The organism is Shewanella sp. GutCb (genome assembly GCF_002836135.1).
In the GTDB taxonomy this organism is placed as follows: Bacteria; Pseudomonadota; Gammaproteobacteria; order Enterobacterales; family Shewanellaceae; genus Shewanella.
The window spans coordinates 30,329-44,817 of record NZ_PJBL01000007.1 but is presented as its reverse complement, the minus strand read 5'-3'; the positions used below and the strand labels follow the sequence as shown (position 1 = coordinate 44,817).

General features: G+C 45.5%; 10 protein-coding genes. 8 read left to right on the top strand and 2 right to left on the bottom strand.

Going from position 1 to position 14,489, the window contains the following annotated elements; translation table 11 throughout:
- Nucleotides 1–6 precede the first annotated feature (6 nt).
- The gene (locus tag CXF86_RS05925; RefSeq protein WP_101093398.1) at nt 7–702 is read right to left on the bottom strand and encodes a 4Fe-4S dicluster domain-containing protein; all 696 of its coding nucleotides are present in this window, start codon (nt 700–702) and stop codon (nt 7–9) included.
- Nucleotides 703–1,247: 545 nt separating this feature from the next.
- On the opposite strand from CXF86_RS05925, the gene CXF86_RS05920 reads away from it, so the two are divergent.
- The 8 genes from CXF86_RS05920 (at nt 1,248) to CXF86_RS05885 (ending at nt 13,971) form a co-directional block, all read left to right on the top strand.
- Nucleotides 1,248–2,213, top strand: a complete 966-nt coding sequence (locus CXF86_RS05920; RefSeq protein ID WP_101093401.1) for a LysR family transcriptional regulator — start codon at nt 1,248–1,250, stop codon at nt 2,211–2,213.
- Between the two features lie 200 nt (nt 2,214–2,413).
- Entirely contained in the window at nt 2,414–4,630 is a 2,217-nt protein-coding gene (locus tag CXF86_RS05915; RefSeq protein ID WP_101093402.1) for a molybdopterin-dependent oxidoreductase, read from the top strand.
- 10 nt (nt 4,631–4,640) lie between these two features.
- Nucleotides 4,641–5,186, top strand: coding sequence for a 4Fe-4S dicluster domain-containing protein (locus tag CXF86_RS05910; protein ID WP_101093403.1), 546 nt, complete (start codon nt 4,641–4,643; stop codon nt 5,184–5,186).
- Nucleotides 5,186–5,773: a TorD/DmsD family molecular chaperone gene (locus CXF86_RS05905; protein WP_101093404.1), complete on the top strand. Its 588-nt coding sequence runs from the start codon at nt 5,186–5,188 to the stop codon at nt 5,771–5,773. The genes CXF86_RS05910 and CXF86_RS05905 overlap by 1 nt, the downstream gene beginning before the upstream one ends.
- Before the next feature lie 141 nt (nt 5,774–5,914).
- Nucleotides 5,915–6,880 carry a formate dehydrogenase subunit gamma gene (locus CXF86_RS05900; RefSeq protein ID WP_101093405.1) on the top strand — a complete coding sequence of 322 codons (966 nt, stop codon included), beginning with the start codon at nt 5,915–5,917 and terminating at the stop codon, nt 6,878–6,880.
- A gap of 148 nt (nt 6,881–7,028) precedes the next feature.
- Nucleotides 7,029–8,087, top strand: coding sequence for a porin (locus CXF86_RS05895; RefSeq protein WP_101093406.1), 1,059 nt, complete (start codon nt 7,029–7,031; stop codon nt 8,085–8,087).
- A gap of 122 nt (nt 8,088–8,209) precedes the next feature.
- On the top strand, nt 8,210–10,078 hold the full coding sequence (locus CXF86_RS05890; protein WP_180961025.1) for a methyl-accepting chemotaxis protein: 1,869 nt from the start codon (nt 8,210–8,212) through the stop codon (nt 10,076–10,078).
- Nucleotides 10,079–10,410: 332 nt separating this feature from the next.
- The gene (locus CXF86_RS05885; protein WP_102038594.1) at nt 10,411–13,971 is read left to right on the top strand and encodes a hypothetical protein; all 3,561 of its coding nucleotides are present in this window, start codon (nt 10,411–10,413) and stop codon (nt 13,969–13,971) included.
- Between the two features lie 123 nt (nt 13,972–14,094).
- On the opposite strand, the gene CXF86_RS05880 is transcribed toward CXF86_RS05885, so the two are convergent.
- Nucleotides 14,095–14,439, bottom strand: a complete 345-nt coding sequence (locus CXF86_RS05880; RefSeq protein ID WP_101093409.1) for a YkvA family protein — start codon at nt 14,437–14,439, stop codon at nt 14,095–14,097.
- Nucleotides 14,440–14,489: the final 50 nt, after the last annotated feature.

The following is a 14,489-nucleotide window of genomic DNA, read 5'->3' as shown; positions in this document are numbered from 1 at the left end:
CCGCTCCTAGCGTTGCCATTCAAGGAAATTAAGTGACAAGATCTGCTTGTCTTTCGGTTGTTCAGGTAAACCAATATAGAAAATATTTGGCTTAGTTCCCTCACCCGCCAGCATGGCGTAAACCGAGTTATCGCGAACCAGTTGCGACACTTTACTGTTCGGGTCATTGAGGTCGCCAAAATTACGCGCTTCACCAATGCAGGTTTCAACACATGCAGGTAGTAAACCTGCTGAGACTCGATGAATACAGAAGTTACACTTCTCGGGAGGTGATTCTAACGTTTCATCTTTGCGTCTTGCCCCATATGGGCAAGCATCGACACATAACTGGCAATGGATACACTCATCATGGTCAATGACCACAATGCCATCCTCTTTACGTTTGTAGGTTGCTTCTACTGGGCAAACATCAACGCAGGGTGGGTTATCACACTGATTACATTGATTGGGTACCGCCAAAGTCGCAAAGCCACCGTCCAGCTCAATTGCTGCTTGGTTGACACGAGTTCGACAACGGCCAGTATCGGTTTGGTTTTCCATTGCACAGGACACAGTACAAGATAGACACCCTGTGCAACGGCGAACATCAAACACCATAGCCAATCTTTTACCTGGGGTTTTAGCTTGAAGTTGAACGCTTGGGATGAGCGTTAACATTGCACCACCAGCGGCCATTTTTAATATGGAGCGTCTATCCAACATAATTATTCCTTATTATGGATTCAATAAATAATTACTGAAACCACTTATAAAAACTCTATATATAAAATACACTCAAACATGTAAACATATATACAAAGGAATAATTAAAGCTGCAAATATCAAATAAAGGTCACAATAGAAAAATAATTATTATTTTTGTGAAATTAAATCGATAGATGATTTTTCGATATGATTTATAGAGTGCAAAAACATACTTGGCGGTATGTCTCACTTTGATTTCCCATTAAAGTGACCCAAAGGCATCGGCATCATAAGTAATTAATAAATAACAATTTAAATAATAATCAGCATCAAGACTATTTAGTACCAAAGTACAACTTAATCTGTATAAGGCATAGAAACCACATCTATAGAGATGTCCAGAGCAAATATCACTATTCGACATTTGCGAATGTTAATATGTAAAACACGAGAGCTATATCAAAAATATAAAAACAAGCTTTTTAAAAATGTGACTTATAACACTGAACATCACAACTATTATATAGATGATACCAATCAATTAATTCAGCCAGTGAATTTCCATGAACAAAATAGACCAACTAAATTATAATCAATTAAAAGTGTTTATTGCTATATATGAACATGGACAAAGCCATCAAGCCGCAAATGAATTGGGCATGACGGCTTCTGGTGTGAGTAGAACCTTGAAAATATTGAGAGATATCTTTAAAGACTCTCTTTTTATAAGACGCTGCTCTGGCTTTGTGGCTACCGAGAAAACTCATCAACTTATCCCAATGGCAAAAAGCCTGGTTGAACAGTACCAAAAAATAGAGATGCAACATTCAGTATTCACCCCAGCAGAGTCAGGTGGGCAGTTTGTTATTCATGCCTACGATGAGTTTGTCTATGCAGTACAAAAAGTGGTTCGCGACGACATTTTGAAAGAAGCACCTAACTTAAGGTTTGATGTCAGAGTATTAACCCACGACTGCTCTACAGAACTTGCCAATGGCGATATGGATTTTGTGGTCGTATACGAAGGGTTTAATGGCAAAAACCTCAACTACGAAATGTTTTCAGAAACTGACAGCCTCTATATTTTAGCTAAACGTGCGCACCCCATTTTCAATCAGCCGCTCACGCTTGAAAACCTCTCTCGTTATTCCTGTTTAGAGATTGATAATTACGACGACCTTGTTTGCCCGCTGTTAGTTAATTTATGCCGTGAACAAGACTTATGCATGGAGGTCGAGGGCTATACCGACAGTCTAGCCTCCGCAATGCGACTGCTAAGTGAAACCAATGCCATCACGCTGAGCTGTAACCAATTTACGCGTCAATTCGTCAATATGTTACCCGGCATTGACTATGTCAAATTGCCTGAAGATCTGGCACAAAAATGTCGAATACGTCGCCGTGAAAATCGTGAAATTGGCAACTATGTACTATTTGGCAATACCAATCATTCGGCCGCATTCAGTTGGGTAAAATCTAAATTAATTTGTGGGCTAGAAAGAGAGTGGCGTTTAGCAAGTGAAGCCTAGTGACATATTCATAGGAGAAGTCAAAACCAGTGCCGATGAGAGGCCTGATTTGACCGTTAAAGGAGTAACACCAGAACTAAACCGTTCAAAAAAGAGTAAGTACTAACTACGCCTGAAGTTAAACTACTCACAGTAATATTAATGTCGTCAACGCAAAAAATATAAGTAGTGAATAAACACTATCAAGATGGGGAACACATATGAAGATTAACAGACGCACCTTCCTGCAGGGAGTCGGAGCCAGCTCCGTTGTAGGCTCTCTGTCAGGCTTGATGCCCGGCATTGCCAGCGCTACGGAACAACGTGGCGGCGCACCAGACAAATTACTCAAGCGCGAAGGTGAGATCAAATATCACACTTGCCAACGTAACTGTGCTGACCGTTGCTTACTTAAATGTACCGTACAAAATGGCCGTTTTACCTATGTCGAAGGTGCTTCAGAGATGAAGAAAATGGGCACCTCACCTTGTGTAAAGGGCCATGCCTATGTGCAGTACACTTACGCTGCCGACCGTATCTTACACCCAATGGAACGTGCGGGTGAAAAGGGCGAAGGCAAGTGGCGTCGTATTTCATGGGATGAAGCCTATGAAAAAATTAGCTCTCGCCTGAAGACAATTATTAAAGAGCACGGTTCGGATTCGATCCTGCCATACAGCTACTCTGGTCACGAAGGCGTTATCGGTAAATACGGCGGACCAAGCCGCTTCTTCAATGCCGTTGGTGCACGTAAGCTCGACCGTAAGGTGTGTGTATTTGCCGCCTATGAAGGTCTTAAATCTGTGACAGGTACTTACCAAGGTCCAGATCCATACGACAACATCTACACCAACTGTTATATCTCTTGGGGTCAGAACGAGACGGCAACCAACGTTCACGGTATTAAGTTCATCAACCAGGCACGCGATAAGGGTGCCAAGCTGTTAGTTGTGAACCCGATGCGTACGCCGATTGCGTCACAAGCTGATATCTGGCTACAACCAAAGCCAAGTACCGATACCCATCTTGCTGCCGGTATCATGAAATACTTGATCGAAAATAACTTAGCCGATCTTAAGTTTATCGAAGCTAATACTCTGGGTTACCAAGACCTGCTAAAACGTCTCGACGAAATGAGTTACGACGAAATAGAGAAGGTTACCGGTGTACCAAGAGAGAAGATGTTCAAGTTTGCCAAGGTCTACGGTGAGTCTGAGCTATCGGTATTACGTCTAGGTTACGGTATGCAGCGTAACTACAACGGCGCTCGTATGTCTCGCGCTATCGCGATGATGCACGCTGTTGCGGGTCAATTCGGTAAGATTGGTAATGGTTTTGTTTACGATAACACCCAAGCCGATGACAGCCTGAACTACTCTAAGGGTCGTGCGGATCATATCCATCCCCATGGTGACACGGTAGGCCATGTCAACATGACGGAAATCGCCAAGGCGCTTCACCCGACTAATCCGACTGGCTATGGCAAACCCATCAAGCCTATTAAAGCTGTGATTAACTACAATGGTAACTTCGTTTCAGTAGCGCCAGATTCCAATGCCTGTCGCCGCGGTGTTATGCGTGATGATCTGTTCTTAGTCGTCCATGATTTCTTGATGACTGATACTGCAGAACTTGCCGATATTATTGTGCCATCAACCACGCAGTTCGAGTTCCCAGATATGGGTACTGATTACAACTGTTACCACATGCAAACTTCTGAGAAAGTGATTGAGCCTTTAGGTGAATCTAAAGATAACTGGGTCTTCTTCAAAGAGTTAGCCGCTCATATGGGACTGGATCACCATCCAGAGATGCGCGTCGATTATGAACAAATTCTGCGTGACTTCTTAGACACTGAAGAACCTGCGTTCAAACACAACAACATCACCTACGAACAGATCATCAAAGAGAAGTTTGTCACAGTCTACGAGCAACGTCCCTATTTTGGTGACGGCAAGTATAAGACTGACAGTGGCAAGATTGAATTCCATTCTCAGATGATGATTGATGCCGGCTACCACCCAGTGATTGACTTCGGTTTGCCTGAAGATGAGATGATCCCTGAAGAGAAGAACTTGCCATTCCGCATGTTATCTCCTGCGATCCCTCAACGTGCAAACAGCGCCTTCTATAACGTGAAGTATATTCGTAACTTCCCGGCGTATTTTGCCAAGATTAATACCGAAGACGCTAAAGCGTTAGGCATTAAGAATAACGACACAGTCCGACTCAGCAACCACCGTGGCGAAGCTTTCTTCACCGCACAGGTTTCAGGTCAGGTTGGCCGCGGCACCGTAATGGCGCCCAAGAACAACTGGCGCCGTATGGACCCTCAGGGCAGAGCTAGTTGTACCAACAACCTCACTACCGACAAGTTAACCGATATGGGCGGCTGTTCAGCCTACCATTCGACTAATGTCGCGTTAGAAAAAGCCTAAGGAGTAAAAGATGTCTATTAATCAAAAAGTGGGCTTTGTCTTCAGACAAGAGAACTGTGTCGGTTGTGGTGCCTGCACCGTGGCTTGCCAAATTCATAATGAACTACCAGAGAACCATCGTTTCCGCAAAGTCGACCGCTATGAAGTAGAACGTGAAGACGGCGCGATTGATGTGTGGTTATCTCACTCTTGCATGCACTGTGAAAACCCTGCCTGCCTAATGGTTTGCCCGACTAAGGCCTACCATGTCAGAGATGACGGTATCGTGGTGCTAGATCGTGAGAAATGTACTGGTTGTGGCCTATGTGTCAGCGCCTGTCCATACTCTGCGGTCAACATTCGTGAAGACGATGGTAAGGCTGACAAATGCAACATGTGTGTCGAACTACTAGACCGTGGCATGGCACCCGCCTGCGTTGCTGGCTGTCCAGTTGAATGTATCCAAGTCGGTAACATCGATGAAGTGTTAAAGAAACCATCTGCCAGTAAAGAAGGTGTCGGTTACGGCGATTGCATCACGAAACCAAACATGGTGATTATTAAGGAACGCGCATAATGACAATGCAATATGGTCCGATGGCAACAGCATATTTTGCCTATAAATCGATGATCTTCGCGCCCTCTGGGACAGAGGCGTTAACCGGCATGATCGCATATCTCGAAGCGAATCGTCCCGATAGCGCTTTGCTCACAGAAGCAAAGAAATTTGTCGATGACTCATCGGAATTGGAGTTTGACTTCAACCGCATGTGTATCGGGCCATATAAGCTGTTGGTTGCTCCCTACGAGGGCGTTTATCGCAGCGGCAACCATGTCATGAATACAGACGAAACGGTCAGAGTTGCCGAGTTTTATCAAGAGATTGGCTTGGTCATTGACGATAAATTCAATGAACCTGCCGACTTTATCGGTAACGAACTGGAGTTTCTCTACTGTGTTCACGCGTTAGCGAGTGAGCAGAAAGCAGCCAATAATATCGACGCCTTCGAGGAACTCACAGCCATTGGCGACGAGTTTATCACTAAGCACCTTGGCACTTGGATCACGCCCTTCTGTGAAGGGATAAAGAGCCATGCCCAGCAAGCTTTTTGGCGCGAGTTTGCGACTGAACTGCACCTTTTGATCACCCAACAAATGCAGTGATGAGTTGACTTTATACACGATAAGTTAACCCATTTTGTACCGAGTGAAACGGTAATGTCCGTCGATACCTGAATCTATACCCCTCAGATATTCGACGGGAAGTACCCAATAGGCGACCTAACATCGCTAAAGGAGTTACGAATGAACAGAGCAATAAGATTGTTTAGTTTTATTGTCATGAGCCTGTTTGTCTCAACAGCAGCCATGGCTGCTGACGTTGCGACATTGCAGCCTCAGCAATGGCAAGAAATTCAAGTAGAAGCTATACCAGGTGACATCCCGGAAATACGCGGTATGCCGACGCAACCTGAGTTATTGATGCCAGCATCAATACCTGAAGATGCTGACGAAACTATTCTGGGTTACTTAGCAGCCACAGAAAGTATCGCATTTTTGGTTTTTGCTAGCCTGTTTGGCGTCATCGCCTTGTTTATCATCTTCATCATGGTGAACGGCATTTCGCGTCTGGATAAAGGCTTCTCGGGTAAGATGATCAAACGCTGGTCAGGCTTAAGCATCAGTGTGCATTGGCTGGGAGCGATTGCCTGCATCCTGCTTATGCTAACGGGTTTAGTCTTAGCGGGTGGTCGACACTACTTTGAGCCAAGCATGAATGCCTCTAGCTGGGCATCGCTGGTCGGTCTTTCTAGCGGCCTGCATGAGCTAATGGCGTTTCCCTTCATCTTAGGTTACATCCTGATGATATTGATGTGGGCACCAAAGCAAATTCCAGCCAGCTATGACCTTAAGTGGTTTGCCGTACTTGGTGGTTACCTCAATACCGGTAAGAAACATCATCCAGATGCAGGCTTTGCCAACGCTGGTGAAAAGCTTTGGTTCTGGGTGTTTGCACTCTTTGGTGGCTTGATGGTGATTTCGGGTCTGACAATGATGTTCCCTGAAACTTTTGCTGTTACTAAGAATACCGCTAATTTGATGCTAGCAATGCACATTGTTTCAACCATCATCATCAGCGCTTTCTCAGTGGTACACATCTTCATGGCGACAGTGATGTCCGAAGGCGGCATGTCTAACATGACTTCTGGTTATTGTGACGAGAACTGGGCTAAGCAACATCACAACTTATGGTTCAAGAAGCTGAAATAATACCAGCTCACTAAAGGACTCACCCTGCTCATCAGCTAACAAAGGCTGATGAGCATTTCAAACCAACACTCATTCATTCGTGCTGCATTGCCACTCTACTCGCTAGAGAAGGTGAATTTTTGCAGCCGAAATATAGGGAAATACACCGATGAAAACACTTAAGTCACTGGTCGCGATTGCGGTTAGTTTATGCTGCGCTAACGTTTACGCTGCAGAAGATACCGCCTCGCTTGAAGCCCGTATCGCCCAACTAGAAAAAAATGCTGCACCTTCACAATTTGAAAATAGCCAAGTCAGCCTTTATGGCTCAATTCGTCCGACATTAAGTTACTTAGATGACGGCCAAGATAAAACCTGGGATGTACGTGATGCACTGTCTCGTATCGGTATTAAAGCCAGCACTGAGTTTGCTGATGGCTGGACTGCGATAGCTCAAGGCGAATGGAGCGTTGATATCGCCAACTCAGGTAATTTTGGTAAAGCACGCCAAGCTTATGCTGCTATTGCTTCTCCTTATGGCCAAGTCGGTATCGGTAAGCAACGTCCTGCGCAATACACCCTCGTTGCTGAGTATGTGGATATCTTTAACCACGGTAACAGCCCTTACGCGTATGACCATGAAAGCCCATTCTTTGTCGATAACTTTGTCACTTACCAACTCGTCACTGGCGACTTCACTTGGATGGCAGGTGCACAGTTTGATGGTGATAGCGGTGAAGATGCAACCGACATGATCAACGTGGGTGTGGGTTACGATCTTAATCAACTGCACATAGGTTTAGGTTATGTCGCCCAAAATACTGCCGATACTAGTGGCGTAGAGGGTGATGACAAAACAGTCGGTGGCGTAGTTGCTTATACTTTCAGTAACGACATGTATATGGCTGTTAGTTACCAAGATAAGCAGTATAACTATAATGCTGGCAGCATGAATAAAGATCGCAGTGGCAGTACCTTAGACACCGCATTTGCCTATCCTATTAGTGATGACTACAAAGTTAAGCTCGGCTACTTCCAATTTAAAGACGGTATTAATGACACCACCTCAGCCGACTATGACGGCTTTAATACCACCTTGGAATGGAACCCTCTCGCTAACGTGCGTGTTCACTTAGAATACCTTGATAAAAGCTACGACAACCGTGAAGACGACCAAGCCGTGACTATCGGCTTTAGATACGACTTCAACCTAACTTGGCAAGGCTAGTTTAGTTTAGTCGCACGTCTGTAAGATCCCACCTAAAGAGGCCGTTCCCCGGCCTCTTTTTATTCGCGTCATATCGTGGAGATAAACAATTGCTAGGATTTAGAAAATCGCTCATCGCGTCAATGGTGACTTTAGTCACACTTTGTCTTGTGATCTCAAACTGGTTGTCTTACATCGAGCTCAAACAAAGCACCATTGCCAGTACCAATGAAAAACTAACTAACGTGGTTAAATATGAGTCAGCTAATATTGAAAGCTGGTTTAAAGAAAAAGCCGATGCCATAGACGCCTTAGCCAAGCACTATCACAGCGGCAGTTATCGCGATAACTATGTTAATGCGGCAAGATTATCGACCGATGTAGGCGGGGTTGCACGGATCTACTTTGGTTTTGACGATGGCAGCGCCTATTCAACCGAGACCAGTAGCAAGTGGCTCAACGGCAAAGCAATAGCTGAAAAATATGACCCCCGCACTCGCCCTTGGTATCAACAAGGCAAGTCTTCTAATAATCTTGATATCACCGATATTTATGTCGATGACGGCACCGGACATGATGTAATTTCTATTCTAAAAAATCTCGGGGATGGCGTGGTACTTGGAGACATAGAACTCACTTACCTTAGTGATACCGTCAAAGCCGTTAACTATCCGGGCGCAGTCACCCTAATTACCGACCAAACAGGCAAAGTACTGGCATCAGAATCTCAGACTCTGACCACAGGAACCCGCTTTTCTGACTTTGGCTTAGCGCAAGTACAGCAGACATTATTGTCGAATGATGAAACCATGCAGGAATACACTCTAGATGGCATAGATAAGCTCGCGGTTTCAAAAGCCATTAATTTAGTCAATGGTAAGAAGTGGTATTTGTTTGTTGCTCTTGATAAATCAGTAGCCTATGCCGCTGTCGACAGTGCACTTTATCGCGCCATGTTGTCTTCCGCTATAATGCTAGCGCTGGCGATCAGTGTGTTACTCGGCGTGTTATTTGTACTCTATAAGCCCATTCTGTCCCTCAAAGAGATGGTCATCGAACTGTCTATGGGTAATGGTGACTTGACTCGACGTCTAGACGTTAAAAATGAGGATGATTTAGGCCAGATCTCAAAAGGTATTAACCTGTTCATCGAAAGCCTGCAATCGATGATGTTAGAGGTACTGCAATCATCAACCCATATCGCCAGCAGTGTTGAACGCTTAAAATCAGAAACTGACGCCAATCGCTCGATTTTAAGCGCACACACCACTGAGACCGAACAGATCGTCGCCGCCGTTGAAGAGATGAGCGCCACTGCCAACGATGTCGCGAGAAACGGCGCCGAAACAGCCTCTTTCACTCAAGTCACCAAGAATCAAACCATGGAATCAAAGGCCATTGTCGCCAAGGCAACCAGCACCGTGGCTCAGCTCGTGCAAGAAGTCGAAAATACCTCAACCAATATTGAACAAATCAATAAAGACACCATAAACATCACTCAGGTACTAAAGGTGATAGGTGAAATTGCCGACCAAACCAATCTATTAGCACTTAATGCCGCCATAGAAGCGGCTCGAGCGGGCGAACAAGGACGCGGTTTTGCGGTTGTTGCCGATGAAGTCAGAGCACTCGCCGCCAGAACCCAAACAAGCACAGCTGAAATTGAAGTAACCCTCAATAAACTCAGAGAAGCGTCTAATGCGGCAATGTCCTCCATGGATGCCACCAAGAATACCTGTATAAAAACAGCTGAAACCACCGAAATCGTCGCCAGCGATCTAGATGCCATTGGTGACTCAGTCAATCAAATTAATGATCTTAATACTCAGATAGCCACCGCCGCAGAAGAGCAAAGTTCGGTATCGAGTGAAGTTACTCGTAACATGTCTGCCATTTGCGAGATGGCAAGTGAACTGGCCATGAACGGCGAAACCACCAGTAATGAAACCGTCAACCTCGCCACAGCCAACCATCAACTCGAACTAATAGTGAGTCAATTCAAACTTAAATAATGACCAAACAATGCCGCTGGATACAGCGGCTTTTCTAGTCTAAAAGCTGAAAAATTGAAGCCTCTTTGGATTAAAACCACCTCAGTATTGCTACCTAGCAAATTAAGACTCTTGTTTAATCGGTTCTACACGCTGCCACAACTGTCGTTTAGTCACGACTTCCCACGCTCATTATTCAACGCTATCTCACCACACAATTCGGCAACAAAAAACCAACAAGCACCACACATGTAACCTATTGTTATTAATCAGGTAATCAGCTACTATTTTAGATATTATCAAGTATTCCCTCTTATAAATTAGCCAACTACTTCATTTAACAGGACGTTAAAATGGACTCATTTCCGAAATCTCAAATTGTCGAATTCAATCGCACCAATATCATAAGTATCGAGCAAGCATTAACAGAGTATCAGTCGCTGTTAGAAGGCCATCAGGCCTTTAAAGACAGTCAGTTTGATATCACTTTTATGGATATCAGCTCAGGTCAAAGGCTTCACCTTCAACTGACAGACACCGCCAATGCCACATTAGCGTTACAGGCCCTCAATCTCACGCCAGACGCCGGCTATGACTCAGATGATGTGGTGAGTGAACAGAGCAGTCTCTATATCTCAGAGGTCCTACTGTTCGCCATCGCACTAGAACACGACGCACTTAAGTCACAGCTTCGCCGAACCGCTCAAGCTATGGTTGATTATGCACGCTATGAGAACGATACCAGCGAAATGTGGGTCGATGACATGCGCGTATTCGGCGCCGAAGCTCTGTATATGATGGCCATAAAAGATGCTGATGACGCTGTGTATCTGGCACAGTTTTTTATCCCCTATTGGGACGATGAACACGCCAATGGCTATGAGGATATGTTGCTCAGCCTGATCAAGCGTCACGGCTGGTGCGATGCCATGATGAAGGCATTTGTTTGGTGTGATAACGCCGCCTTCCGTTTTGCCTTTTACGGTTGTAACTGGGAAGAACCATCTCCCGAGTATCAGCCACTAGGTGTATATCTCCAGCAAAACCCGCAGCACTACCAGCGCTTTATCGAGTTGATCAAACAGCGTTTTACAGCTCAGCCTATGCTTGCTTACAGCGAAAGTGATGATCTGAACAGCCAAAGTCCAGTATTGGCGATTTATAAGAGTTTGTTCCCCGAATTCTGCGGCTGGGAGCAGGAAGAAGAAATAGAGCTGCAACTCGGGCGTCACTTTATCCATGGCACTCTCGAAAATGAGGCGATGGACTTACAACGACAACTAAAAAATGAGCTTGATGAGCCACTCATGAGCTATGCCCAGAGTGTCTTTAAAAAACGGGAGGATGAGCGCTTAGACGAAGCACGTCAGGAAGCGCTGGAAGCCGAGCAGGGTGGCATTCGTATGCTGACCGATTTTATCGCGACACTGGACAATAATGAAGCCCTACTGAAATATGTGATCGTTAACGAAAATCCAAGTGTGCTCGATACCCTTAAGCCCTTCGATATTTGGGCGCATTGTAAAGCCCATGCCCCAACGCTGTACTTTGCGATGGATAATGCCTGCTGGGATACAGACGGCCTTGATAACCTGCGGGAGAACATACATCGGGTGTTTGCTTACCCCGCCAATGACCTGCTCGCAGAGGAAGACAGCTTTGTCGACGTCGAGTTCGAACATGGCACTCTCTCTAAAGCCTTCGTCGTCGCCGGTGAAAACAGTATCAGCCATGTCCAATCAGCGCACATCATGCTGAGACTCCTCGATATTTTTTATCGTTTATTAGCTCAACAAACCTTATCTGCCGAACTGTGTGAAATGCTCACTGGTGAAGGAGACTATCAGGCTATTATGACCACCGAGGCTTACTATGCCCGCTTTGACCCCGCTCCCAGCACCCCGAAAGGCGAGCTCAGCAAGCATGATAAACGTAAACTCGAACAGCTAATTGGTTGCTTTTCCGATCTCGATGACCCCATCACGCGTACCATGCTGGAGGAGGCTGATAATCTATTCCGTCAGCGTATTTGCTGTGATACGAGCCAATGGGATGAAGATGATCTGGGCACTGATGCACTCAAAGCTTACCTGCTGCTGAAAGATACTAATAACCAGATTAATGACACCTACACCGCCGAGTTACAAGCAGGCTTAAGTGAGATATTCGAGCGAGCCTTAGCATTGCTACTCGAGCGAGCTCATATCCAAGGTCAAGGTCATTCCAAAGAAAATGGTTTTAACAACACTGAGCTTGAGCAGGTCAAAAACTTTTTCACTGAAGATGATGCCGAACTTAGCCAGCAAGCGATCATCGCATTATTTGACAAGCATCTGCACAGAGACGAAGTCTGTCGCCAGTCCGATCTTTACTTCCCAAAAATCAGCGAAAAGCAGATTGGCTATCACTTCTTTAGCGACCACGACGATGACTATCAACGGGTGGCTCTTATCTGTTTCTGGCTTAAACAGGTTGCAATACCTGAGGCTAAAATCGCCGAGCGGCTATGGCAGTTACTGATCACCATGGCGCCGACAAAAATGATCCGCCATATCAGTCGCCTCTATAGTCATCACAATTACAAGTTAGAGTTTGGCAATCAGCTCGATGAGATAAACTTCTACGAGATGCTTAATCGTCATGGTATATCCCAAGACTATACTCTGGCGTTTGAGGTTGAACAGTCCATTGACAGCCAATTTCGCAAAAAAGAGTACCTTGCCTTAGTCGAGCTTATGGGGTCAAACATACCGTCCAGTCATGAACAGAGCAGCATGATTGGCGCGACTCATAAACGCCAAGCACAAGCCTTACTGCGGGGATTAGACTATACCTATCAGACGCATAAGCTGGAGTTTCATCAGGATGTTGCGCTGCGCTTTCCACAGCTTCCGTTCGCATTAGACTATGATTTTAGACAATGCTTGCATCAATTTATAGCGTTGAATAATCAGTCATGGGAGACAGTCATAGCGCACCAATTTAGCTCATCGACACTCTTCTTCGGCTTTATGTCCGATCCGGACGATCTCCCTAAAAAGTTGAGACTCCCGCTGCGGATGCACCCCGAAGCTGATATAAGCCAGACTCGTCATCGCGACGGGATGAGTTGGATCGGCGTCACGATAGCCCAACGTGTCGGCGATGAATTGCTGCTATTGGTTGGTGATAAAGACATTGCCGGGCGTGAACAGCTCCACGTCCGTGGGGAGGTGCTTGTCTTAGATAGCAATGTTGATGCAAGTGTGGTGATCGATGCCGTGCATAAGCTGCCAAGCCAAACGGGGCGTCAACATCTCATCGAAGAAACACTATGGTCCTACCTTCAGGGAGACACCCGCTATGAGGTTATGGCCCCGCTGTTTAATGCTTATATGCTTGAGGCTACTATCGTCGATTTGGATGAATATCGAACTTACAGCCTAGGTCAGTTCCTGTGGCGCATCGATACTCAGCGCAGTGAACGACTGCTGTTACTGCTGGCTAACCACAGCTATCGTGCTTACAAGGTGATCATGGAGCTCTTGGTCGAAGGCGATATGGATAAGCGGGTGCAAGACGGTAATATTGACCTCGAAACCCGATTAAATTTGGCTCACGATGACTATGAAGAACACGCCTATAACAAGCTGATGGACTGGCTAATGAGCCATGATGTTAAGCGTGAACTAATTGTGCTGTTTGCCATTAAAAACTATCGCAACTGTATGGGAGAGCACCTCGCCGCGCTGGCCCGTAAAGGAGAGCTCAAGTCGATACTGCCCTACCTCCATGTGAATAATCGCGCTGCCTTAGTCGATATTCTCGCTAAGCAAGCGGATGCAGCTACATTGCTGGAGATATTTAACAGCGATAAATCACGTCAGGTAAGGGATCGTATAGAATCAGCCACCCGTTCAATGACCAACGCCTGATAGGGGTATTAATGAGTGGTAGCAGTAAGATCACGCAACACTGTGCTTATGGATACTATTGAGCATAAGTATCTGCTTCTACTCGTCACTCACCACTTCATTGGTTCTGTTTATGGATCAACTTTAATCAAACCAAGCGGCTGATTTTTCTGCCGCTTGGGTTTTGACCTTGTCATCGACATACATCGACACCATGGCCAAAGCCGCAGCAAGTGCGCCTAAATCATCTGAAAAACCAACAACGGGCGTTAAATCAGGTATCGCATCAAAGGGGGCGATAAAGTAAGCCAGTGCACCAAAAATAATGGTTTTAGCCCATTTAGGAGTATCGGGACGCTGCGCAGCATAATAAAGGCATAACGCCTTATCGATCACCTCTCTACCCGCTTTTTGAGCAAACTTTTTTACTTTTTGCCAAAAGCTTTCGTCACTATAATCAGTGGTGATGTCATCTGGATTGTCAGCCATTGTTCACTCCAATAGAAAGGGAATATCCAATGATATTCCCTTTTTATTAT

Coding starts and splice junctions, on each gene's coding strand:
- CXF86_RS05925 (WP_101093398.1), bottom strand. CDS start 702: ATGTTGGATAGACGCTCCATATTAAAAATGGCCGCTGGTGGTGCAATG.
- CXF86_RS05920 (WP_101093401.1), top strand. CDS start 1,248: ATGAACAAAATAGACCAACTAAATTATAATCAATTAAAAGTGTTTATT.
- CXF86_RS05915 (WP_101093402.1), top strand. CDS start 2,414: ATGAAGATTAACAGACGCACCTTCCTGCAGGGAGTCGGAGCCAGCTCC.
- CXF86_RS05910 (WP_101093403.1), top strand. CDS start 4,641: ATGTCTATTAATCAAAAAGTGGGCTTTGTCTTCAGACAAGAGAACTGT.
- CXF86_RS05905 (WP_101093404.1), top strand. CDS start 5,186: ATGACAATGCAATATGGTCCGATGGCAACAGCATATTTTGCCTATAAA.
- CXF86_RS05900 (WP_101093405.1), top strand. CDS start 5,915: ATGAACAGAGCAATAAGATTGTTTAGTTTTATTGTCATGAGCCTGTTT.
- CXF86_RS05895 (WP_101093406.1), top strand. CDS start 7,029: ATGAAAACACTTAAGTCACTGGTCGCGATTGCGGTTAGTTTATGCTGC.
- CXF86_RS05890 (WP_180961025.1), top strand. CDS start 8,210: ATGGTGACTTTAGTCACACTTTGTCTTGTGATCTCAAACTGGTTGTCT.
- CXF86_RS05885 (WP_102038594.1), top strand. CDS start 10,411: ATGGACTCATTTCCGAAATCTCAAATTGTCGAATTCAATCGCACCAAT.
- CXF86_RS05880 (WP_101093409.1), bottom strand. CDS start 14,439: ATGGCTGACAATCCAGATGACATCACCACTGATTATAGTGACGAAAGC.